Source organism: Pseudomonas sp. (genome assembly GCF_030698175.1).
Lineage (GTDB): Bacteria > Pseudomonadota > Gammaproteobacteria > Pseudomonadales > Pseudomonadaceae > Aquipseudomonas.
Genome location: NZ_JAUYNT010000021.1, coordinates 129708 through 151376, shown reverse-complemented (window position 1 = coordinate 151376; position 21669 = coordinate 129708). Strand labels below are relative to the sequence as shown.

Annotated in this window: 19 protein-coding genes and 2 pseudogenes; 11 read left to right on the top strand and 10 right to left on the bottom strand. The window is 61.1% G+C overall.

Annotated elements, in window-relative coordinates; all coding sequences use genetic code 11:
- Positions 1-244 precede the first annotated feature (244 nt).
- Entirely contained in the window at positions 245-2227 is a 1983-nt protein-coding gene (locus Q8R10_RS11495) for a neutral/alkaline non-lysosomal ceramidase N-terminal domain-containing protein (protein WP_305653885.1), read from the top strand.
- Between the two features lie 17 nt (positions 2228-2244).
- Here Q8R10_RS11495 and Q8R10_RS11490 read toward each other — a convergent pair whose 3' ends face one another.
- From Q8R10_RS11490 to Q8R10_RS11470, 5 genes are all read right to left on the bottom strand, one after another.
- Positions 2245-2925 carry a PAS domain-containing protein gene (locus Q8R10_RS11490; RefSeq protein WP_305653882.1) on the bottom strand — a complete coding sequence of 227 codons (681 nt, stop codon included), beginning with the start codon at positions 2923-2925 and terminating at the stop codon, positions 2245-2247.
- Between the two features lie 133 nt (positions 2926-3058).
- Entirely contained in the window at positions 3059-3472 is a 414-nt protein-coding gene (gene arfB, locus Q8R10_RS11485; protein ID WP_305653880.1) for an alternative ribosome rescue aminoacyl-tRNA hydrolase ArfB, read from the bottom strand.
- 77 nt (positions 3473-3549) lie between these two features.
- Positions 3550-5793, bottom strand: coding sequence for a molybdopterin cofactor-binding domain-containing protein (locus Q8R10_RS11480; RefSeq protein WP_305653878.1), 2244 nt, complete (start codon positions 5791-5793; stop codon positions 3550-3552).
- A 2-nt stretch (positions 5794-5795) separates the two neighbouring features.
- Positions 5796-6251: a (2Fe-2S)-binding protein gene (locus tag Q8R10_RS11475; protein WP_305653876.1), complete on the bottom strand. Its 456-nt coding sequence runs from the start codon at positions 6249-6251 to the stop codon at positions 5796-5798.
- A 144-nt stretch (positions 6252-6395) separates the two neighbouring features.
- Positions 6396-7568: an MFS transporter gene (locus Q8R10_RS11470; RefSeq protein ID WP_305653874.1), complete on the bottom strand. Its 1173-nt coding sequence runs from the start codon at positions 7566-7568 to the stop codon at positions 6396-6398.
- A gap of 149 nt (positions 7569-7717) precedes the next feature.
- Here Q8R10_RS11470 and Q8R10_RS11465 point away from each other — a divergent pair, with 149 nt between their 5' ends.
- From Q8R10_RS11465 to Q8R10_RS11455, 3 genes are all read left to right on the top strand, one after another.
- On the top strand, positions 7718-7975 hold the full coding sequence (locus Q8R10_RS11465) for a hypothetical protein (protein ID WP_305653873.1): 258 nt from the start codon (positions 7718-7720) through the stop codon (positions 7973-7975).
- 67 nt (positions 7976-8042) lie between these two features.
- Positions 8043-8888: a DUF692 domain-containing protein gene (locus Q8R10_RS11460; RefSeq protein WP_305653872.1), complete on the top strand. Its 846-nt coding sequence runs from the start codon at positions 8043-8045 to the stop codon at positions 8886-8888.
- Positions 8879-9673 carry a DNA-binding domain-containing protein gene (locus Q8R10_RS11455; RefSeq protein ID WP_305653870.1) on the top strand — a complete coding sequence of 265 codons (795 nt, stop codon included), beginning with the start codon at positions 8879-8881 and terminating at the stop codon, positions 9671-9673. The genes Q8R10_RS11460 and Q8R10_RS11455 overlap by 10 nt, the downstream gene beginning before the upstream one ends.
- Here Q8R10_RS11455 and Q8R10_RS11450 read toward each other — a convergent pair.
- From Q8R10_RS11450 to Q8R10_RS11440, 3 genes are all read right to left on the bottom strand, one after another.
- The gene (locus Q8R10_RS11450; protein ID WP_305653868.1) at positions 9661-10617 is read right to left on the bottom strand and encodes a GGDEF domain-containing protein; all 957 of its coding nucleotides are present in this window, start codon (positions 10615-10617) and stop codon (positions 9661-9663) included. The two genes, Q8R10_RS11455 and Q8R10_RS11450, sit on opposite strands and share 13 nt — an antisense overlap.
- A 2-nt stretch (positions 10618-10619) precedes the next feature.
- Positions 10620-11618 carry a response regulator gene (locus Q8R10_RS11445; RefSeq protein ID WP_305653866.1) on the bottom strand — a complete coding sequence of 333 codons (999 nt, stop codon included), beginning with the start codon at positions 11616-11618 and terminating at the stop codon, positions 10620-10622.
- Between the two features lie 97 nt (positions 11619-11715).
- A complete protein-coding gene (locus tag Q8R10_RS11440; protein ID WP_305653864.1) occupies positions 11716-11979 on the bottom strand; it encodes a pentapeptide repeat-containing protein in 264 nt (87 codons plus the stop codon).
- A gap of 359 nt (positions 11980-12338) precedes the next feature.
- On the opposite strand from Q8R10_RS11440, the pseudogene Q8R10_RS20860 reads away from it, so the two are divergent.
- The 5 genes and pseudogenes from Q8R10_RS20860 to Q8R10_RS11425 all read left to right on the top strand — a co-directional run.
- Positions 12339-13268: pseudogene (locus tag Q8R10_RS20860) on the top strand (PAS domain-containing protein); the annotation flags it as partial.
- Positions 13269-13271: 3 nt separating this feature from the next.
- Positions 13272-14900 (top strand): annotated as a pseudogene (locus tag Q8R10_RS20855) (PAS domain-containing sensor histidine kinase); the annotation flags it as partial.
- 33 nt (positions 14901-14933) lie between these two features.
- Positions 14934-15713, top strand: a complete 780-nt coding sequence (locus tag Q8R10_RS20850; RefSeq protein ID WP_371133328.1) for a response regulator — start codon at positions 14934-14936, stop codon at positions 15711-15713.
- Between the two features lie 12 nt (positions 15714-15725).
- The gene (locus tag Q8R10_RS11430; protein WP_305653861.1) at positions 15726-16136 is read left to right on the top strand and encodes a response regulator; all 411 of its coding nucleotides are present in this window, start codon (positions 15726-15728) and stop codon (positions 16134-16136) included.
- Positions 16133-18277 carry a bifunctional diguanylate cyclase/phosphodiesterase gene (locus Q8R10_RS11425; RefSeq protein WP_305653859.1) on the top strand — a complete coding sequence of 715 codons (2145 nt, stop codon included), beginning with the start codon at positions 16133-16135 and terminating at the stop codon, positions 18275-18277. The genes Q8R10_RS11430 and Q8R10_RS11425 overlap by 4 nt, the downstream gene beginning before the upstream one ends.
- A gap of 20 nt (positions 18278-18297) precedes the next feature.
- Here the strand turns inward: Q8R10_RS11425 and Q8R10_RS11420 are convergent, their stop codons facing one another.
- Positions 18298-18774, bottom strand: coding sequence for a DUF2721 domain-containing protein (locus Q8R10_RS11420; protein ID WP_305653857.1), 477 nt, complete (start codon positions 18772-18774; stop codon positions 18298-18300).
- A gap of 356 nt (positions 18775-19130) precedes the next feature.
- Here Q8R10_RS11420 and zigA point away from each other — a divergent pair, with 356 nt between their 5' ends.
- Positions 19131-20336, top strand: coding sequence for a zinc metallochaperone GTPase ZigA (gene zigA, locus Q8R10_RS11415; RefSeq protein ID WP_305653856.1), 1206 nt, complete (start codon positions 19131-19133; stop codon positions 20334-20336).
- A complete protein-coding gene (locus Q8R10_RS11410; protein WP_305653854.1) occupies positions 20336-20980 on the top strand; it encodes a DUF1826 domain-containing protein in 645 nt (214 codons plus the stop codon). Before zigA ends, Q8R10_RS11410 begins: the two co-directional genes overlap by 1 nt.
- Positions 20981-20999: 19 nt before the next feature.
- Here Q8R10_RS11410 and Q8R10_RS11405 read toward each other — a convergent pair whose 3' ends face one another.
- On the bottom strand, positions 21000-21353 hold the full coding sequence (locus Q8R10_RS11405) for an NADH:ubiquinone oxidoreductase (RefSeq protein ID WP_305653852.1): 354 nt from the start codon (positions 21351-21353) through the stop codon (positions 21000-21002).
- Positions 21354-21669 lie beyond the last annotated feature (316 nt).

Here is a 21669-nt window from a genome sequence, read left to right as displayed (position 1 = left end):
TGCGCCAAGCGGTAGCTCTTTGTAGGAGGGGCTTTAGCCGCGACCCGCATCCCACAGGGCGCGCTGGCACACTGCAAAGCATCGCGGCTAAAGCCCCTCCCACGAGTTTTGCGGCGCTCAACAGTTAATGGGCACATAGCCTAACGAATGGCCACTCTTGCCGCCAATCTGGCCGGATTTACCTTGTACTAACGTGCCATCTTTGCGCTAGGGTGACGCTCCCCACGATCCGGGAGTTTGCCCGATGCGTCTCGTCCTTATTGTCCTGTTTAGTCTGCTGCTGAGCGCCTGCCAGTCGCCCAGTTTGCATTATCAATTTGCCAACAGCGCGCCGCAGCCGCTTAGCGAACAGGCGGCAGCCTTGCTGGGGGCGGTGGTGGAGGTGGATATCACCCCGCCGCCGGGCTTGCCCAAGGCCGGGTTTGCCATCTGGTCGGCCTATGGCGATGGCTTTCGCACCCGGCTGAAGGCGCGGGTGTTCTACCTGCGGGCCAAGGGCGGCGAGCCCCTGGTGTTGGTGCAAACCGACCTGCTGGCTGGCTCGGAGATTTTGCATGCGGCCCTCAGCCAGCGGCTGGCGGCAGTCACTGAAATTGCCCCGCAGAATTTGGTGCTGACTGCCAATCACACCCACGCCGCGCCTGGGCAATACTTCGGCAACGACTTCTACAACCAGCGTGCCAGCAATGCCGCCGGCTTCGATCAACGCTGGTTTAACTTCCTGGCCCAGCGCCTCGAAGGCGCGATTCTGCAGGCTCGTGGCCAGCTGCGGCCGGCCAAGCTGGCGGTCGGGCAGAGCGAGATCTGGGGGCAGACCCGCAACCGCGCGCTGGCACCCTACCTGAGCAACCCCGAGGTGATCGACAAGGACGCCAGCCCAGGGCGGGTATTCCAGGCCATCAACCCGACCCTGACAATGGTGCGTATCGACCTGCAGGATAGCGATGGCCAGTACCGGCCGCGGGGGGCGTTTTCCAGCTTCTCCATCCACGGCACCGGCATTGGCTCGGACACCGGCTTTTACCATGCCGATGTCTGGGCCTATATCGCCAACGAGCTGGCCTGGCGGGTGCAACAGCAATACGGCTTGGCGGAGAAACCCATCCACGGCGCCTTCGAGGCCACCCACGGCGATGTGGCGCCCAACGTTAAGTTTGAGCACCTCAGTTATGCCGAGGCCCGGCGAGTCGGCAGCAACATCGGCGCCCAGGCCTTTGACCTGTTCCGCCAGCTGGATGGCCAACTGCATGACCAGGTGCAGCTGCACAGCGCCCTGCGCGAGGTGGATGTGCTGCAGCAGCCGAGTATCGGCAGCGCCAGCCTGTGTCAGCCGGCCATAGGTGCCGCACTGGCCGCAGGCCCCATAGAGCACCATTCCCCACTAATCTGGCAGCTGCCCTTTATCCACCCGGGGCAGCCGAAAACCTGGTTCGCCGACGACTGTCAGGGCGCCAAGCACTGGCTCGGCACCCGCTGGCTGCAGCCGCTGATTGCGCCGCCTGAGGCGTTCCCCCATCGGCTGTTGATCCAGACCCTGCAGATCGACAACAGCTACTGGGCCATGCTGCCGTTTGAAGTGACGGTGATGAGCGGCCAGCTGATCGCCCAGCAGCTGCAACAGAGCCTGACCCAGGCTGGGCGGCCGGTAGCGCCGCTAGTGGTCAGTAGCGTGGCCAACGGCTACAGCGGCTACGTCACCACGCCGGGCGAATACGCCCTGCAGTTTTACGAAGGCGGCCATACCCTGTATGGCCCGCAGACCGCGCCCTTTTTGGCGGCCCACAGCGGCCGGCTGCTGAGCGAGATGCTGGCGCGCGGTAACTTTGCCGACTTGCCCGCCAGCCGCGATTTCGACTTAAAGCTGGGGCAGTTCTGGCCAGCGGCGCAGACTCAGGAGCAGCCGCGACAATTGCTGCAGCCGCCTGAGCTAATCACCGACGAGGAAGAACCCTACTGGCGCCTGCAATGGCAAGACCAAGCGCCGGCCGCCATGGCTTTCGAACAACCGTTGTTGCAGATCGAAACGCAGCGGCAGGGGCACTGGCAGCCATTCAGCCGTAATGGGCGACTGGAAGATGATCAGGGTTTCGACTTGGCCGTGCGCTGGCTTGGCGAGAATAACTACGAGGCCCGCTGGTATAACCCAGTAACCGATGACGCGGCCTATCGCCTAAGTATCGCGGCCCGTGCCGGGCAGCCGGCGTTGCGGGTGGAGCTAGACCGCTAAGCGCTGAAGTTTGCCGATTAGCTGCAGTTGCTCAGCTGTTGTTGCAGCGCTTGGATTCGTGCGTTTTGTTCATTCAGGGTGGCCTGCAGGGCCTGCTGGGTTTGCTTGAGTTCATCGATATTGGTCAGCACCAGGTGAAAGCTCGGGGCGCCCTTGGCGTCCGCGCGCAATACCGCCTGCACCTGTACCCAGATGGGGTTGCCAGCATGGCTCAAAAAGCGCCACTGGCACATTTGCGGGCTGCCACGGTTCAACAGTCGCCGACGTAACAGGTATTCGTTGTCGTGCTCATCGGGGTGAATAAAGCTCGCCAGTGGCCGGGTGACCAGTGCCTGCTCGGAGGTGCCCAGCCAGGTGGCGAGCAACTGGTTGGCTTGCAGCACTCGACCGGTCTCGCTCAGGCTGCAATAGCCCACGGGTGCCAGGTCGTAGAGCTCAAAGTACCGCCCCAGCGCGCCTTCCAGTTCGGCCTGAATCAGGCGCAATTCCTCGTTTTGCATTTCCAATTCGATTTCATGCACGCTGAGTTCATGCATCAGCCCGCGCACTTGGTCAGGATCCAGGGTGGCAATTCGTTTCGCGGACTGGGCAATTTTAATCAACGCTTGGGCCTCGGCCTGCTCACGCAGTAGGCGCATACCACCGCGCAGTTCGGCATAGTCGTCATCTTCGCTGCCGAGCTGGTGGTCATCGGTCATGGCTAATTAACCTCCTGTTTTTATTATTACCGAGCGTTGAACCGCCGCTGGAGAACACCGCTCAGCCTAGTTGATTGACAGGCTCACAGAGTATTTAAAAACTCAGCGGTAATGCGCGAGCATTTGCATGCTGTCAATAATCCACCTTGCCACGCCCGGCCTTGATCGAGCCGCGCTGGGTCTTGCCTTCCAGCCGGCGCTTCTTCGAGCCCAGTGTCGGCTTGGTCGGCCGACGGGTTTTTTCGACTTTGATTGCCGCCAGAATCAGCTCTTTGAGCCGCTCCAGGGCGTCGTTGCGATTCTGTTCCTGGGTGCGATATTGCTGGGCTTTGATGATGATCACGCCGTCGCCGGTGATGCGGCTGTCGCGCAGGGCCAGCAGGCGCTCCTTGTAGAAGGGCGGCAAGGACGAGGCATGGATATCGAAGCGCAAATGCACGGCGCTGGAGACCTTGTTGACGTTCTGCCCGCCGGCGCCCTGGGCGCGAATGGCGCTCAGTTCGATTTCGCTGTCGGGCAGCTGCACGTTGTTGGAGATCAGCAGCATTGCGGGGCACGGATAGGTCAGGGTTGCTTAGGATAACCGCTAAGCGCCGCCGGCCCTACCGGCCAGCGGCGTAAGGCTTAGGCGAACTTCACCTGTTTGTTCAACGGCAGGCTGCGCAGCCGTTGGCCGGTGAGGGCGTGGATGGCATTGGCCAGCGCCGGCAAGGACGGCGGTGTGCCGGGTTCGCCGGCGCCGCTGAGGGTTGGCCCGTTCTCGAGAATCCGCACCTCGATTGGCGGCACCTGGCGCATGCGCAAGGCGTCGTAGTCATGGAAGTTGGACTGCAGCACGGCGCCGTCGGCAAAGCTGATTTCGCCCATGATCGCCGCCGACAAGCCATAGATAATCGCCGAGCTCATTTGCGCTTCGAGGTTGCGCGGGTCGAGGGCGATGCCCACATCGGCGGCGCAGTAGACCCGGTCGATGCGCACGCCGGCGGCGCTCTGGCTGACTTCGATCACTTGCGCCACGGTGGTGCCAAACGACAGGCACAGCGCCAGCCCACGGGCGCGATCGGCCGGCAGCGGTTGTTGCCAGTTGGCCATGGCCGCTACGGTGTTTAGCACCTGCTGCGCCACCGGGAAATCGGCGGTCATTTGTAGGCGCATGGCCAGCGGATCGACGCCGCCGGCCACCGCTAGCTCATCGAGAAAGCTCTCGTGGAAGAAGCTGTTGAACGAGGCGCCCACCGAGCGCCAGTTGCCCACCGGCAACTGCAGGCCGGGGTCGTAGCCGCTCACCCGGTAGTTGGCAATGCGGTAAGGCTGGCCGGCCGAACCTTCGGTGATGGCCCGGTCCGGGCCCACCGAAGGCATGCCGACCCGGGCGGCGAATGAGCGGCCGACCGAGGGGCTGGCGATATCCATCTGCACCACCAGCGGCACCCCAGCGCTACCCATCACGCCCTGACAACGGGCGATAGCGGCGGGGCGATACATGTCGTGCTGGATGTCTTCGCTGCGGGTCCAGGTCAGTTTGATCGGGCTGCCGGGCAGGGCCATGGCCAGCTTTACCGCTTGCAGGATGTAGTCGCTCTCCAACCGGCGGCCAAAGCCACCGCCGAGAAACTGCACATGCAGGTGCACCTTTTCGATGGGTAAACCGGCCAGTTCGGCGGCCTGCTGGCGGATGATAGTCGGTGCCTGATGGCCGGCCCAGATCTCCAACTGACCGTTGTGCAGCTGCGCCACCGCGTTCATCGGCTCCATGGTGCTGTGGGCGAGGAAGGGCGCCTGGTATTCGGCGCGCACCACCTGCTGGGCGCTGGCCAGTGCCAGGCTGACATCGCCGTTATTCACCGGCACATCATCGACCGGGCCATTGAAGGCGGCGGCGATGGCGGCAAAGATCGCCTCGCTGCTCGCCGGGTAAGGCGCTGGGCCCCAGTCGAACTTGAGCTTGGCGGCGGCCTGGAAGGCCCGCCAGGTATTGTCGGCCACCACCGCGACGGCGCCGCCCAGATCGATTACCTGTTTAACGCCCTTGGCTTGTTTGGCCTCACTGGCGTCGAAGCTGTTCAGCGCGCCGCCCAGGCGCGGATTGGCGCGCACAGTGGCGTAGAGCATGCCGGGTAAACGCACGTCGATACCGAACTGGGCGGTGCCGGTGCACTTGGCGGGCATGTCGAGGCGCGGCATGGATTTGCCCAGGTAGCGCCACTGGCTGCGGTCTTTGAGTGTTGGCTCGGTGGGCGGGGTGATGCTGGCGGCCTCGACGGCCAGCTCGGAGTAGCTGAACTGTGCGCCGTTGGCGGGGTTGATGACCTGGCCGTCGGCGGTGCGCAGGCTGCTGGCGGGCACACCCCAACGCCGCGCCGCCGCCTCGATCAGCACCAACCGGGCGGCCGCACCGGCCATACGCATCTTGTCGAAGGCATCGGCGGCGCTGCTGGAGCCGCCGGTCATTTGCACACCGATAAACTTGCTGGCCACGCCCAGGGCCTCGCGGGTAAAGCGCGCGGCAGTGCTCTCGTCGAAGGCGGCGAAGGGCGCGGTGCCGGCGATTACCGCCTGGTTAAAATAGGCCGAGCTGGCCGGCCCGTGTTCGGCGCGCACGTCCTCCCAGCGCACATCCAGCTCTTCGGCCACCAGTGCGGCCAGGGTGCTATGGACGCCCTGACCCATCTCGGCGCGCGGGGTGATGATGGTCACGCCGCGCTGGTCGATGATCAGGTAAGGGTTGAGCACGCTCGCCCCGATGCTTGCGCCCAGCGGGTTGGGGTAGGGCTGGCGGTACTGGTACACGCCAAAGGCCACGCCGCCGGCGACGGCGACCGAACCGAGCAAGAAGGCGCGACGGCTGATGGTGCCTGCAATGGCCATGTTCAGAGCTCCTGCAGTGCTTTGGCCGCCGCATGCACGGCGGTGCGGATGCGCGGGTAGGTGCCGCAGCGGCACAGGTTGCTCATCGCGGCATCGATCTCGGCATCGCTGGGCGCCGGGTTTTGCCCGAGCAAGCCGGCGGCGGCCATGATTTGTCCGGGCTGGCAGTAACCGCATTGGGCCACTTGCTGCTCGATCCAGACCTGCTGGATCAGGTGCAGCTGCTGCGGGCTGCCGAGGCCTTCGATGGTGGTCACCGGGCCCCAGACGCTGCCGACCGGCGTCACGCAGGAGCGCACCGCAGTGCCGGCGATATGCACGGTGCAGGCGCCGCACTGGGCGATGCCACAGCCGAACTTGGTGCCGGTCAGGCCCAGCTCATCGCGCAGGACCCAGAGCAGGGGCATGTCCGGTTCGACATCGACCTGCTGTTGTGTGCCGTTGATGGTCAGGTTCATCGCGCTGTCTCCAGAGGCCGGGCGTCTGCTGTTAGCCCTGTGTGGAAACCGGGCAGATTGGTCAAGCGGGTAGCGGCTGAGCATAGGGCTTGGTCGGGCATTTGTATTTCTTTGCCGGGCGGTATCTGCCGGGCAATTGTTACGTTATTTGTGCCGCCGCTGACCGGCGGCGGCAACCAGCAACCACGCCAGCCCGGCAAATCCGGCGCCGGCATAGAAGCAGCTGGCCGCGCCGAAGCTTTGCCACAGCCAGCCGGCCAAGCCGCTGGCCAGCAGCATGGCCACGCCGCTGAGCAGATTGAACACCCCGAAGGCGGTGCCGCGCAGTTCGGCGGGGGCGCTGTCGGCGACCATGGCGGCCAGAATCCCTTGGGTAAACCCTAGGTGCAGCCCCCACAGCGCCACGCCAAGCAGCACCCAGAGCAGCGAACCATCCACCGCCAGCAGCAGGTCGGCGAGAATCAGCAAACCAAGGCCGATGCCGAGCAAGCCGTGGCGGCCGACCCGATCCGAATACTTGCCCACCGGATAGGCCGAGAGCAGGTAAAACAACGCCAAGAGCACCATCACCAGCGGCAGCCAGGTCACGGCCAGGCCCGCCTGCTGGGCGCGCAACACTAGAAACGCCTCGCTGAAGCGCGCCAGGGTGAACACCGCGCCAATCACTGCCACCCGCCAGAACGCCGGCGGGAAGCGCCGCAGACTGTCGCGGCTGATCGGCCCGCGCAGGCGGCCGGTGGGTTTGCTGCGGACCGGCTCGTGTACGCCGAAGACAATCAGGGCCACGGCGACCAAGGCCGGCAGCACGGCAAACCACATCACCAGCTGGATGTTATTGCTGAACAGCAGCATCAACACCACCGCCAGCAGCGGGCCGACAAAGGCGCCCACGCTGTCCAGCGATTGGCGCAAGCCAAAGGCCGCTCCCCGTAGCGGCGCCGGTGTCACGTCGGCCACCAGGGCATCCCGTGGCGCGCCGCGAATACCTTTGCCGATGCGATCGAGCAGCCGCGCGGTAAACACCGCACCGGCCGAACCAGCCAGGGGGAACAACGGCTTGCTCAGCGCCCCCAGACCATAGCCGAGCAGCAGCAGGCCTTTACGCTTGCCGAAATAGTCACTGAGGGTGCCGGAGAAGACTTTGACGATCAGCGCCGTGGCTTCGGCAACGCCCTCGATCAAGCCGAGGGTCAGCATGCTGGCGCCCAGCTGGCCGACCAGCAGCACCGGCAGCAGGCCGTGCACCAGCTCCGAGGAGATATCCATAAACAGGCTGACCAGGCCGAGCACCCAGACCGTACGCGGAATGTCCTGCACCTGAGGCAGCCTCCACTATGCTGTTTTCGACCAGCGTAGAGTTTTTCGCAGGGCGCTGTAACGCCAGACGGCGCGAGCGCTCTACTAAGGTGTCGGCAGCTGAACATTTCGTTCAAGCCGGCTTCCCTAAGCAGCTTTGAGGATATCCCATGAATAGCAAAACCACTGTAAGCATGACTGGCGCAGCACTGGCCCTGGCCGCTGCGGGTTTGTTCGCCAGTTTGTCGACCCAGGTAATGGCGGAAGAGGCACAAGTGCATTGCTACGGTATTAACGGTTGCAAAGGTCAAAACGATTGTAAAACGGCCAAAAATGCCTGCAAAGGCCACGGTGAATGCAAGGGCCAAGGCTGGAAAACGATGAGCATCACGGACTGCAAAGCGGCTGGCGGCACTGTCGGTGCATAACACCGCCACCCGTTACCTTTGTGGCTGATGGCCGGCAGCGGCCATCAGCACTTTTTTGGAGTGTTGCATGTCATCCACTACTGCGACTCTTGGCTATGGCCTGGGCTTGCGCAATCACTATTACGACGAGATTCTCGAACAGCGCCCAGCGGTGGACTGGTTCGAAATCCTCTCGGAAAATTACCTGGTCGATGGCGGCAAGGCCTTGTATTACCTCGATGCCATCGGCGAGAACTACCCCTTGGTCATGCATGGCGTGTCACTGTCGATCGGCGGCCCGCATGCGCTGGACCTGGATTATTTGCAACGCCTCAAACAACTGGCGGCGCGGGTACAGCCGGCCTGGATCTCCGACCATCTGTGCTGGAGCCGTGGCAACGCCCATCAGCTGCACGACCTGTTGCCGCTGCCCTACAGCGAAGAAAGCCTGCAGCATGTAGCCGCTCGCGTGCGCCAAGTACAGGACGTATTGGAGCGGCCGCTGGTGTTGGAAAACGTCTCAAGTTACCTGCGCACCGCCAACGATGAGTTCAACGAATGGCAGTTCCTCGCGCGGCTCAGTGAGTTGAGTGGTTGTGAGTTATTACTCGACGTGAACAACGTCTACGTCAGCGCCCGTAATCATGGTTTCGATCCTTGGAGCTTTATCAGCGGCTTGCCGGCGCAGCGCATTCGCCAATTGCATTTGGCCGGTCACAGTGACTATGGCGACTACGTGATCGATACCCACGACCAGCCGATTTGCGATCCGGTCTGGCAGTTGTATCAGCGCACCCTCGAGCACCTCGGGCCGGTTTCGACCATGATCGAGCGCGACGATAACTACCCACCCTTTAGCGAACTGCTGGCCGAGTTGCAGCAGGCCCGCGAACTGGGCAATGCCACCTTACAGCGTCGTGCCCTATGCGCCTAAACGACTGGCAACTGGCGCTAGAAGGGTATTTGCTCGGGGCCGACGCGCAACCCAATACCGCCTTGCAGGCCAGTTTGGTTGGCAGCCCGACCTTGTCGGTGGAGCAAGGCCTGACGATTTACCATCACGCCTACCGGGCGCGTTTGCTGGGGGTAATGTTGGAGGACTTCCCGGCCGTGCACTACTGGCTCGGCGATGAGGAATTTGCCCTGCTGGTGCAGGCCTATCTGGACGCCCATCCATCCCGAGACTTTAGTTTGCGCTGGTTCGGCGAGCGCTTCGCCGACTTTATCCACCAGCAGCTGAGTCCGCAGCAGAGTGCGCCCTTAGTGGAGCTGGCGCGCTTGGAATGGGCTTTTACCCTGGCCTTCGATGCATTGCCCGGCGCGCCGCTGACGGTGCCGCAGATGGCCAGCCTGGCGGTTGAGGAGTGGCCGACCCTGCAGGTGCAACTGCTGCCCTGTGTGCAACAGTTAAGGCTTGAATACAACAGCCTGGCGCTGTGGCAGGCGGCCAAAGCCGAGGGCGATTTCCCGCCGAGCAGCCGCTTGGCACAGCCGATGCTCTGCCTGCTTTGGCGCCATGAGTTGATCAGCCGTTACCGCAGCGTTGCCGACGACGAAGCCTGCGCCCTGCTGGGCATGTGCGTTACTGGCTGGAACTTTGCCCAGCTCTGCGAGCAACTCGCCGAGCACGGCGAGCAGGCCCCCGCCAAGGCCGCCGGTTGGCTTAAGCAGTGGTTGAGTGAGGGCTTGCTGCAGCGCGTGCAGGCTCAGCCTGAGTAAACATTGGTCTGGTTACGGCCGCTTTTTTTCGAGGCGTACAGGGCCTGATCGGCCCGTTCGATCAGCTGTTTGTGCTCGTCCATCGGCAGGCTGAGGTCGGCCACCCCGAGGCTGACGGTGAAGCTGATGCGCTGGTCTTCATGGCTCACCACCAGGGCTTCGATGCGTTGGCGCAGGCGTTCGGCAAATATCCGGGCACCGGCGCTGTCGATATCCGGCAGCAGGATTACAAACTCCTCGCCGCCATAACGGCCGGCGTAGTCGGTATCGCGCACCTGTTCGCGCACCACCTCGGCGACCGCCTGAATCACCTTATCGCCGGCCGGGTGGCCATAGGTGTCGTTGACCTTCTTAAAGTGGTCGATATCGAACATCACCAGCGCGGCGTTGCTCTGGTAGCGGCGGTGCCGGGCATATTCGTGGGTCAGGCATTCTTCCCAGTAGCCGCGGTTGTTCAAGCCGGTCAGGCGGTCGGTGCGGGCCAGCTGTTTGAGCTGCAGGTTGGCGCCCTGTAACTGCAGCTTATTTGCCGCCACATCGGTCACATCGTAGATGATCAGGCACACATGCTCGATGCTGCTATTGGCGGAGATCAGCGGCAAAATCGTGGTGTTTTGGTACATGAACTCTTGCTGGCCGGTGATCGGCTGGTAATTTTTGAACCGCACCAAGTAGGGCCTTTGCTCCCAAATGGTGAAGGTGGGTGTGCCCAGCGTCACCACACTTTCGACCTTATGGCGAAACCAGTCCTCCTCCAGCTCGGGGAAAATGCTGAAGATCGATTGTTTATAGACTTCGTCGGGCTGGCGCCCGGAACGGTTCTCCATAAAGGTGTTCCAGACTTGCACGCAGTACTGACGGTCAAGTAGCACCACGCCGACATCGATGCCTTGGACTACGGCCAGCAGCGAGTGAAATTCGTTGATATCTAGGTTAGCGCTCATGCTCAGTTCATCAGGTAATCAAGCTTGTTGGACAGCAGTGCCACCGAGTCTTCGGTGAACAGCAGCAGCAGGTCGAAATGAATCTGGTGGCCTTCAATGCTGTAACTGATCTCCACCGCCAGGGTGCTCTTCCAGCGAGGCCGGTTGAGACGGATCAGCTCATCGATGGAGGCGTGCTCGCCCAAGACCATCGGGTGGCTCTTGGAAAACTGCACATCGATCTGTTTGGCGATGCCGCTCAGGCAGGCGCCAATCAGCACGGTAGAGAGGTCCAGAAGCATTTCCATGGGGGAATAGTCGCGGCTGAACCAGTGCAGCAGCTGGGCCATGTCGTCGACTTCCGAGTCGTGAAAAATCAGCAGCGCCTCGCCGGCAATGCCACCGCCGATAAAGCCTTGGCACACGGCGGTATGGCCCTCGCCACGCTGCACATCGGCCAGGGCCATATGCAACTCGCCGACCTCGAAAATATTCACGTTGGGCACCGGCAGGCGGATGAACACGCACAGCACCCGCGCCAGCAAGGCTGCGGCCCCACCCATGGCGACGTTGACGACTTCACGGAAGGCATCGGTGAAACTAATGCTCGATTCAATGTTGTGTGGGCGGGGTGTCACCGAGTCGCTGTGGGCATCCAGTAGGCCCAGGCGACTCAGGGCTTGTTTGAGCAGCTCGGGGTCCGCCGGCTTCTGCACAAAGGCCAGAGCGCCTAACGCCATCACGCGCTGAACCGCCTGCTCCTGCACGTCGCCGGAGACCACTATGATCTTGCAGGCCAGGCCTTCGGCTTTTACGGCGGCGAGCACTTCGTAGCCGTCCATCTCTGGCATGGTCAGATCCAGCAGCAGCACATCCGTCTTGCCCTGCCGCAGAATCACCATGGCTTCCAGGCCATTGGCCGCCTGTTCGATGGTCACCGGCCAGCGTGCGGGCAGCGAACGCAGCAATTGTTTGCGGGCCATGTTGGAGTCGTCACAGACCAGCAGGGAGGGCAGGGGCATCGGCAGCACTTCTTATGGTTATGCATAGGTTTGCGGCCCTGGGGGTCAAGCGCCGCGCCGTGAGTGGTTTGACATCGGTGTGCAGTGATGCCAATAACTACTGAGCCTTAGTTTGTTTATAGGCTTTAAATAAATCGTAGACCAGCACGCCATCAATGGTCATGCCCTCAAGGTTTGCATCCTCAATGGACACGCCGGCAAGACAAACATTGCGTAGCGTTGCGCCGCTCGATGCGCTGTTTTCAAATACGGCATTGCGCAGGCTGACGTCTTCAAAGCGTGAGCCGCTGAGATCAATGTCCCTGAAGACGGAGTCCGCCAGATTTTCGTTTTCGTGTTGCACACCGGTTGATGCTGACATGCCAGAACACCTTATTGAGATAGCGGCCTAACTCACAGCTTAGTCGGGTCGTCGCGGCGCGCTAACAACAGTGCGCTGGATAAGCCAGAAAGTCGCGTTTATATGCGTTTTTTTGTCGGTGGATTATCAGCGTTGCACCTTGCAGGCCTTAAACCACGCGGCTGAGCGGTGGCTCTGCTGCCTTGATCAATGGGGCGGCTCTGCTATCGTTTCTTTAAGTTATTTGCTCCTCGTCGGCGGTTTGTTCGCGATTTGGCGCGGATAGCAATAATCATCTGTGGGCACAGCTCGGCAGTCGATTGGCTGGCTTCTTGGTCTGCGCCGCTTGCTGAGCTGTGATTTTTCGCAGGAAGAAATTTATGTCGAATAGCGGCTCAGATGATGATGCGGGCAAGACGCCGGCCAGCCCGGAAAGCACTGTTGAAATTGGCCGTCAAGAAACGCTGCTAAAAATGGGCGCCTTGCAGGACGCGATTTTCAACAGTGCCAACTTCTCTAGCATCGCCACCGACGCCAAGGGCGTAATTCAAATCTTCAACGTCGGCGCCGAGCGCATGCTCGGCTACACGGCGGCGGAGGTGATGAACAAAATCACCCCGGCCGATATTTCCGATCCGCAAGAAGTCATAGCGCGCGCCCAAGCGCTCAGCGTCGAGCTTGGCACAAAGATTACGCCCGGCTTCGAGGCCTTGGTGTTCAAAGCCTCACGGGGCATCGAGGATATCTACGAGCTGAGCTATGTCCGCAAGGATGGCAGCCGCTTCCCGGCGGTGGTGTCGGTCACCGCCCTGCGCGATGTGGATGACGCCATCATTGGCTATCTGTTGATCGGCACCGATAACACCGCCCGTAAGCAGGCCGAAGAGGCGTTGCTCAAGGCTGGGGCCTTGCAGAGTGCGATCTTTAACAGTGCCAACTTCTCCAGCATCGCCACCGACGCCAAGGGCGTGATTCAAATCTTCAACGTCGGCGCCGAACGCATGCTCGGCTACACGGCGGCCGAGGTGATGAACAAAATCACCCCGGCCGACATTTCTGATCCGCAAGAAGTCATCGCGCGGGCCAAGGCCCTCAGCGTCGAGCTTGGCACGCCCATTACGCCCGGTTTCGAGGCCTTGGTGTTCAAGGCTTCACGGGGCATCGAAGACATCTACGAGCTGAGCTATATCCGTAAAGATGGCAGCCGCTTCCCGGCGGTGGTTTCGGTCACCGCCCTGCGCGATGCGCAAAACACCATCATCGGCTATCTGTTGATCGGCACCGATAACACCGCGCGCAAGCAGGCAGAAGAGGCGCTGCTCAAGGCCGGGGCCTTGCAGAGTGCGATTTTCAACAGTGCCAACTTCTCCAGCATCGCCACCGATGAAAAGGGTGTGATCCAGATCTTCAACGTCGGTGCCGAGCGCATGCTTGGCTACACGGCGGCGGAGGTGATGAACAAAATCACCCCGGCCGATATCTCCGACCCGCAAGAGCTGATCGAGCGGGCCAGGCTGCTCAGCCTGGAGCTGGATACGGCGATTACGCCGGGCTTTGAAGCGCTGGTGTTCAAGGCCTCACGCGGCATCGAAGACATTTACGAGCTGACCTATGTGCGTAAAGACGAGAGTCGCTTTCCGGCCATCGTCTCGGTCACGGCGCTGCGCGATGTGCAGGACGCGATCATCGGTTATCTGCTGATCGGCACCGACAACACTGCGCGCAAACAGGTCGAGGCCGCCCAGGCGCTGCTCGATCAACGCCTGCGTGACCAGCAGTTCTATACCCGCTCGTTGATCGAATCGAACATCGACGCGCTGATGACCACCGACCCCCAGGGGATCATCTCGGACGTCAATCAACAGATGATTGCGCTCACCGGGCGCACGCGTGATGAGCTGATCGGCGCGCACTGCAAAAATTTCTTTACCGATCCAGGCCGGGCAGATGCCGCGATCAAACGGGTGCTCAGCGAAAATAAAGTCAGTAACTACGAACTGACCGTGCGCGCCTTGAATGGCGAAGAAACGGTGGTGTCCTACAACGCCGCGACCTTCCATGACCGTGACCGCAAATTGCAGGGGGTGTTTGCCGCGGCGCGGGATGTTACCGAGCGCAAACGCTTCGAGCGCGCCCTGCAAGAGAAAAACATCGAATTGGAGCATGCCAGCCGGATGAAATCGGAGTTTCTGGCCACCATGTCCCATGAATTGCGCACCCCGCTGAATGCCATCATCGGTTTTTCCGAGGCGCTCAAGGATGGCTTGATGGGTGAGATGAGCGATAAGCAGCGCGAATACATCGGCGATATTTTTACCAGTGGCCAGCACCTGCTGTCGCTGATCAACGACATTCTGGATTTATCCAAGGTCGAAGCCGGCATGATGGAGCTCGAACTGGAGGAGGTCGACTTGCGCAGCCTGCTCTCCAACAGCTTGTCGATCGTCAAGGAAAAGGCCGCTGCCCAGCGCATCCAGCTGGAGCTGGATATCAGCGAAGACTTGGGCCTATCCCAGTTGGATACGCGCAAAACCAAGCAAATTATCTACAACCTGCTGTCCAATGCAGTCAAATTCAGTGGTGGTGGTGGTGGTGGTGGTCGCGTGAGCCTGCGCGCCCGGAGCGTCACGCGCGCCAGCGTGGGTACGCTGGCCGGTACCTGGCCGGTGCACCGCTTTCCCTTGGCCGACAATGAGTACCGCGAGTTTCTCGAAATCTGCGTCAGCGACAACGGCATCGGGATTTCCGCCAATAATATGAAAAAACTGTTCCAGGCCTTTAGCCAGATCGACAGCAGTCTGGCGCGCAAATTCGAGGGCACCGGTCTCGGTCTGGCAATGGTCAAACAACTGGCCGAACTGCATGGCGGCAGCGTGGCGGTGGCCAGCGGTGAGGGCGAGGGCTCGTGCTTTGCCGCCTGGTTGCCGCTGCGCACGACGGCGCAAGCCCTGCTCACCGCGCCCACCGGTGCCAGCGTGACTAGCCTCTACGCAGCGCCGGCCAATGAACGCACGGCGTTGTTGATCGAGGGCGACGACGCCATGGCTGATTTGATCCGCCGGTTGCTCAACGCCGAGGGTTTTAGCCTGTTGCGCGCGGCCAGTGCCGAGGAGGCGCTGCTGCTGGCGCCTCTGCAATCTCTCAGTTTGATCATTCTGGACCTGCAACTGCCGGAGGCCGAAGGCCAGGCGTTTCTCCGCCAACTGCATGAACATAGCGCCCTAGCGCAGGTGCCGCTGGTGCTTATCGCCGGGCTGTTGGAGCGCAATCTGGCCCTCACCGATGGCGCCGCGGCCGTGTTGCAAATGCCTATCCACAGCGCCGAACTGAGAGCCGCGCTGGAGCACCTGGGTTTGCAGCCAGATGCCAAGCATAGCCATCGGCTCTTGATAGTCGACGACGATCCGCAAGCCGTGGAGATGATTGCCGCGCTCTTGCCGGCCGCGAACTATTCGCTGGTGCGCGCCTATGGTGGCCGCGAGGCGATCAGCCTGGCGCAGCAGCTACAGCCGGACTTGATTCTGCTCGATTTGCTGATGCCGGACGTGAGTGGTTTCGATGTGGTGCAAGAGCTGCACGCCGATGCGCGTACCGCGAAGATCCCGATTCTGGTGGTGACCGCCAAACAGGTCACGTCGCAGGACCGCGCCATGCTCAATGGCGATTCGGGCCAGGGCATACAGATAGCCGAAAAAGCCGGGCTCAATCAAGCGCAGTTTCTCGCCGAGGTCAGGCGGGCATTATTGCCACATTAAAGAGAGCACCCGATGGCCAGAATATTAGTCATTGAAGACAATCCGGCGAACATGAAACTGGCAACCCTGCTGCTGCTGAATGCCGGCCATAGCGTGCTGAGCGCAACCGATGCGGAAACCGGTTTGATCCTGGCGCGCAGCGACCATCCGGATCTGATTTTGATGGACATCCAGCTGCCCGGCATGGACGGCTTGGCGGCCACCGCGCTGCTCAAACAAGATCCGGCCACCGTCGCCATTCCCGTCATCGCGCTGACCGCCCTGGCGATGAAAGCCGATCAGGAGAAGAGCCGGCTAGCCGGTTGCGACGGCTATATCGCCAAGCCTTTGCATTACCAGGAGTTGTACGCAGTGATCGACAGCCTCATGGCTGCGGTCAAGGGTTCGGCCAGCAGCACAACCTCCTCGGATCAGCAGCCATGACCAGCCCGATTGCCACCATTCTTATCGTCGATGATGAAGCCCAGAACCGTAAGCTGCTGGAGGCGCTGCTGCAGGCCGAAGGTTATTTGACCCTCAGCGCCGCCGATGGCGAAGATGCCTTGGCCTCCATCGCGCAACTGGCCCCAGACCTGATTTTGCTCGACATCATGATGCCCGGCATGAACGGCTACGAGGTGGCCAGCACACTCAAAGCCAACCCCGCCACCGCACATATTCCGATCATCATGCTGACCGCACTAATCGACCGCAGCGCGCGGCTGGCAGGCCTCAAGTCGGGAGCGGAAGAGTTTTTAACCAAGCCATTCGACCGTGCCGAATTGTCGCTGAGAGTGCGCAATTTATTGCGCTTGAAAGAATATGGCGATTTTCTGAAAAACTACAGCGTGATCCTCGAGCAGCAGGTGCAAGCGCGCACGGTCGACCTACAGCGCTTTCGTACCGCGATGGACGCCACTGCCGACGCCATTATGCTGGTGAGTCGCAGCAACATGCGCTTTATCGAGTTCAATGCGACTGCCTGTAAAATGCTCGGCTATGCCCGTGATGAGTTGTTCCTGGTGAACCCGGTGACTATCAGTGTGGGGCCGCGTGAATACTTGGAGGGTATTTACGATGCCCTGATTGCCGGGCACGGTACCAACCAGTTGACCGAAACCCAGGTACGCCGCGTCGACGGCTCCCTGATCGAGGTCGAAGTGCATCGGCTGGCGCAGCGCTTCGGCAGCGAGTGGATCATCGTCAGCGTGCTGCGTGACATCAGCGAGCGCAAACAAGCCCAGCTACGCCTGCAACATCTGTCCCATTACGATGCCCTCACCGGCCTGCCTAACCGCCGGTTATTTTATGAAACCCTCAAGCATACTTTGGCGCAGGCCGCAGATGGCGGCTGGCCGGTCGCCGTTTTGTATATCGACCTGGACCAGTTCAAGAATGTCAATGAGACCCAGGGGCACGCGATTGGCGATGAATTGCTCGGCCAGTTCAGCAATCGTTTGGTGCAATGCGTGGGCGTGCGCGATGGGGTCGGCCGCCTGGGTGGCGATGAGTTTGCTTTGATTCTGGCGCGCCAGGGCCAGCAAGGCGCCGCCTTGGTGGCCAATAAAATTCGCGAGGCGTTATCGGTGCCCTTCGATCTGAATGGCCACGCAGTGGACGTCACCGCGAGCATCGGCATCACCGTCCATCCCGACGATGCCTCTGATGCGGACAGCCTGATCAAATTCGCCGACACGGCGATGTACCGGGCCAAACAAGCGGGGCGTAACACCTTCAGTTTTTTTACCGCGCAAATGAATGTCGATGTGTTGGCGCGACTCGAGCTCGAAGAGGCCTTGCACAAAGCCTGCGACAACGATGAGTTCGTCTTGTATTACCAACCCAAGGTGCAGCTCAGCAGTGGCCGGGTTGTCGGGCTTGAGGCTTTGCTGCGCTGGCGGCGGCCAGGGCACGGGCTGGTGGCGCCCTATGAGTTTATTCCGGTGTTGGAGGAGACCGGGCTGATAGTACGCGTAGGCAGTTGGGTGATTGCCACGGCCAGTAAGCAGATCGGACTCTGGCTGGGCTCCTCGATCGGCCCGTTACAGATAGCGGTGAATGTCGCCGCCCGCCAACTGCTCGACGGCGATTTGGAGGGTGATGTGATTAAGGCCCTGGCCGACAACCATATCGCCGGCCATCTGCTGGAGCTGGAGCTGACCGAGAGCTCGCTGATGGCGAACACCGAGCGCACTATTGCGAAATTGCAAAATTTAAAGCAGCACGGGGTGCAGATTTCCATCGATGACTTTGGCACCGGCTATTCGAGCCTGGCCTATTTGCGCCGTTTCCCGATCGACAAACTGAAGATCGACATCGCCTTTATCCGCGACATCACTACTAACCCCGACGATGCCGCGATTACCCTGGCGATCATCGGCATGGCCCATAGCCTGAAGATGCAGGTTATCGCCGAAGGGGTGGAGACGGCCGCGCAACTGGCGTACTTGCGCGAGCACAGTTGCGATCAAATCCAGGGTTATTATTTCAGCCCGCCGCTGGCACTGGCGGAGCTGGAGCAAATACTGCTCGAACAAAAATGCCTACCGGCTGCCGACGACGGGCAAGAAGCTGGCGCGGATTGATGCCGAATCCGCGCGCTCACTCAGGGCTTCTGGATGCGCTGGTTGGTCAACTCCAGAATTTGTTTGGCGGAGTTTTCCAGGGCGGTCGAAGCCACGCGGATTTCCTGCAGAAAGCTCAGTAGCGCAAAGATAAAAGTGCCCATGCTGACCACGAACAACGCCGCCACCGCCAAGGTGGCGTTGAAACTCAGCAAGGCGCTAATAAACAGCAGGCCAATCACCGTGCAGATCAGCAGTGCGGTGAGGGTACACAGGCTGATGGCGCGGTTGCACAGCACGGTGCGGCTAAACAGCATGTACAGCTCGGTGCGCGGCTGGGTCGAGCGCTCGGGGTGCTCAAGAATAAAGCTCTCCAGCTTGCGGGTGCGATCGACCACCCGCGATAGCCGGTTGGTCAGTACCGCCAGCATGGTGCTGATGGCGGTCAGCAAAAACACCGGGGCGACTGCCAGTTGAATCACATGGGCCAGTTCGGGAATGCTGCTTTCGGGAAACATAAAGGGCTCTCGTGGGAGGGGGTGCGGGCGCAGAACGCTAACCTAGCAGCAAATCCCCCGCCCCGGCAGGCCTGCGTGCGTGGCTCGAAGCGCAGCAAAATGGCGGTATTAGCGCAAAGCCATCAGGTTTTATCGCCGGCCGTAGTTGATGGCCGCGGAGTGCTTTGCGCGCCTGGGCGGTAAAGACCGTCAGAAAACCGGGACTGTCATCCGTAACATATATGTTATGTTATAACGGAATTTGTAGCCGGCGTATTGCCTTGAAATTGCGCAGTGCTCCTGTCGATCACGCTCGCCGTCAGGAGCAGCCGCGCGCTGAAAATAGCCTATAGCGCTTTATGTTGAGGATCGTCCCTGTGTCCAATCGCCTCCCCGTCACCGTGCTCTCCGGCTTTCTCGGCGCCGGTAAAAGCACCCTGCTCAATTACATTCTGCGTAACCGCGAAGGTCTCAAGGTCGCGGTGATAGTCAACGACATGAGCGAAATCAACATCGATGGCAGCGCGGTGCAGCGCGATGTCAACTTGAGTCGCAGCGAAGAAAAACTCATTGAGATGAGCAATGGCTGTATCTGCTGCACCCTGCGTGAAGACCTGCTAGAGGAAGTCGGAAGGCTGGCCCGTGAGGGCCGTTTCGACTACCTGCTGATCGAGTCGACCGGGATTTCCGAGCCGCTGCCGGTGGCGGAAACCTTCACCTTCCGTGGGGAAGACGGCCAGAGCCTGGCCGACATCGCGCGTCTCGACACCATGGTCACGGTGGTCGACGGGGTGAACTTCCTGCAGGACTTTCATGCCGCCGAAAGCCTGGCCAGCCGTGGCGAAACCCTGGGCGAAGACGATGAACGCTCGATCACCGATTTGCTGATCGAGCAGGTGGAGTTCGCCGACGTGATTCTGCTCAGCAAGATCGACCTGATCGCCAGCGCCGAACGTGAGGAGCTGCTGGCCATCCTGCGCCGGCTCAACAGCCACGCCGAGATCGTGCCAATGAGCATGGGCCAGGTGCCGCTGGCGAAGCTGCTCAATACTGGCCGCTTCGACTTCGAACGGGCCGCCCAGGCGCCGGGTTGGTTGCAGGAACTGCGTGGCGAGCATGTGCCGGAAACCGAGGAATACGGCATTGCGTCCAGCGTCTGGCGAGCGCGTCGGCCGTTGCACCCCGAGCGTTTCTTCAACTTCATCAACTGCGAATGGAGCAATGGCCGCCTGCTGCGCTCCAAGGGCTTTTTCTGGCTGGCCAGCAAGTATCAAGAGGCCGGCAGTTGGTCCCAGGCCGGTGGCCTGATGCGCCATGGTTTTGCCGGACGTTGGTGGCGCTTTGTGCCGAAACACCAGTGGCCCGAGGATGACGAGGGCGTGCAGGCAATTATGGGTAACTGGCTGGCGGAAGTCGGCGACTGTCGTCAGGAGCTGGTCTTTATCGGCCAGAACATCGACTTCGCCCGGCTCACCGCCGAGCTGGACGCCTGCCTGCTGGACGACGCGGAAATCGCCCTGGGCATCGAGGCCTGGCGCGCCCTGCCGGACCCCTTCGGGCCCTGGTATGAGGAGGCCGCCTGATGCTGGCCGCAGGCGCGCGGTGGGCACCGACGCAAATACTCGGCCGGCAGGTGGAAGTGCTCGGCGAGGTGCTGCGTGATGAGGTCAATCTGGCCCTGTGGCAACGCTCACTGGCGGCGCCAGTGAGTGCTTTTGCCGAGCATGTGTTGGCCAAGGGTGAGCCGTTGGCTCAGTCGATGATGATTGAGTTGGCCAGTGGTGAGGCGCCGCTCGGGCTGGCCAACCTGGTCGAGCACTGCGCTGCAATACCCGGCCAGGCGGATTTCCTCGCCGACGTGAGTTGGTTGGTCAGCGCCTTTGCTTACCTGCTGGATGCCAAGCGTATCGGCTTGCGTTTGCGCCTGCTGGATAAGGCTATGTGCCCGCGTTTTCACGTTGACCAAGTGCCGCTGCGGCTGATCACCAGCTATGCCGGGGTGGGCAGCCAGTGGCTGCGCGAGGGAGTGATGGCGCGCCGCCAATTGGGTGATCCGGCGGCCGAACCGCAGGACATCGGCCTGATCGAGCGCAGCGCCGCCGGTCATGTGCTGTTGGCCAAAGGCGAGAAGTGGCTGGGTAACGAAGGCGCGGGGCTGATCCATCGCTCCCCGCCGCTGCCATCTGGTCAGCGGCGTTTGCTGCTGACGCTGGATTGGCTGGCGTAAATTGAGCTGCTAATGCGGCTTAGGGCGCCATCCATACGCCTTTGCTTTGTTGCTCGCAGGCCGGTTTGAGCAGGCGCGCGTCGGTCGCCACGCCGTAGTAATAAATGTCTTGTTGATAAGCGCTGCCGCCGACATGGGCGTTACGGCAAACGCCGAAGGCGCCGCTTGGGCATTGTTCGGCGTAGCTGACATCGATCTTTTGCCCGCTTAATTGCGGTTGGCAAAAGCCATCGTGAAACAAGTTGGCCGGGATGGTGCGGTTCTGCTGGCAGACTTTAACCTCCACCTGCGCGCCCTTGCTGTGGACGATGCAAGCTTCGGCCTGGGCGAGTAAGGGCAGGGCAGACAGGCACAGGGCAATCCAAATACGCATAAATTGGCTCCAAAAAATAAGGCTATGTAGCCGTTAACTGTTGCAGGCGGCTTTTCGTAGGATGGGTTGAGCGTAGCGATACCCATCGGCGGCAATCATGTCGGTCGCCCGCGATGGGTTACGCCACTACGCGGCTAACCCATCCTACAAATGCCCGACCTTAAGCCCACTCTACGAAATCGGCCATCAATCCATAACGGGCAGCGCCAAAAATAAACCGCGCGACTTTAGGGTCTGTTGCCGTTTCAGCGCAAGCCGCGTGATGAAATGGCAACAGACCCTACACGGCACTTTCCTGTCGCCCATAAAGGCGGCA

Coding starts and splice junctions, on each gene's coding strand:
- Q8R10_RS11495 (WP_305653885.1), top strand. CDS start 245: ATGCGTCTCGTCCTTATTGTCCTGTTTAGTCTGCTGCTGAGCGCCTGC.
- Q8R10_RS11490 (WP_305653882.1), bottom strand. CDS start 2,925: ATGACCGATGACCACCAGCTCGGCAGCGAAGATGACGACTATGCCGAA.
- arfB (WP_305653880.1), bottom strand. CDS start 3,472: ATGCTGCTGATCTCCAACAACGTGCAGCTGCCCGACAGCGAAATCGAA.
- Q8R10_RS11480 (WP_305653878.1), bottom strand. CDS start 5,793: ATGGCCATTGCAGGCACCATCAGCCGTCGCGCCTTCTTGCTCGGTTCG.
- Q8R10_RS11475 (WP_305653876.1), bottom strand. CDS start 6,251: ATGAACCTGACCATCAACGGCACACAACAGCAGGTCGATGTCGAACCG.
- Q8R10_RS11465 (WP_305653873.1), top strand. CDS start 7,718: ATGAATAGCAAAACCACTGTAAGCATGACTGGCGCAGCACTGGCCCTG.
- Q8R10_RS11460 (WP_305653872.1), top strand. CDS start 8,043: ATGTCATCCACTACTGCGACTCTTGGCTATGGCCTGGGCTTGCGCAAT.
- Q8R10_RS11455 (WP_305653870.1), top strand. CDS start 8,879: ATGCGCCTAAACGACTGGCAACTGGCGCTAGAAGGGTATTTGCTCGGG.
- Q8R10_RS11450 (WP_305653868.1), bottom strand. CDS start 10,617: ATGAGCGCTAACCTAGATATCAACGAATTTCACTCGCTGCTGGCCGTA.
- Q8R10_RS11445 (WP_305653866.1), bottom strand. CDS start 11,618: ATGCCCCTGCCCTCCCTGCTGGTCTGTGACGACTCCAACATGGCCCGC.
- Q8R10_RS11440 (WP_305653864.1), bottom strand. CDS start 11,979: ATGTCAGCATCAACCGGTGTGCAACACGAAAACGAAAATCTGGCGGAC.
- Q8R10_RS11430 (WP_305653861.1), top strand. CDS start 15,726: ATGGCCAGAATATTAGTCATTGAAGACAATCCGGCGAACATGAAACTG.
- Q8R10_RS11425 (WP_305653859.1), top strand. CDS start 16,133: ATGACCAGCCCGATTGCCACCATTCTTATCGTCGATGATGAAGCCCAG.
- Q8R10_RS11420 (WP_305653857.1), bottom strand. CDS start 18,774: ATGTTTCCCGAAAGCAGCATTCCCGAACTGGCCCATGTGATTCAACTG.
- Q8R10_RS11410 (WP_305653854.1), top strand. CDS start 20,336: ATGCTGGCCGCAGGCGCGCGGTGGGCACCGACGCAAATACTCGGCCGG.
- Q8R10_RS11405 (WP_305653852.1), bottom strand. CDS start 21,353: ATGCGTATTTGGATTGCCCTGTGCCTGTCTGCCCTGCCCTTACTCGCC.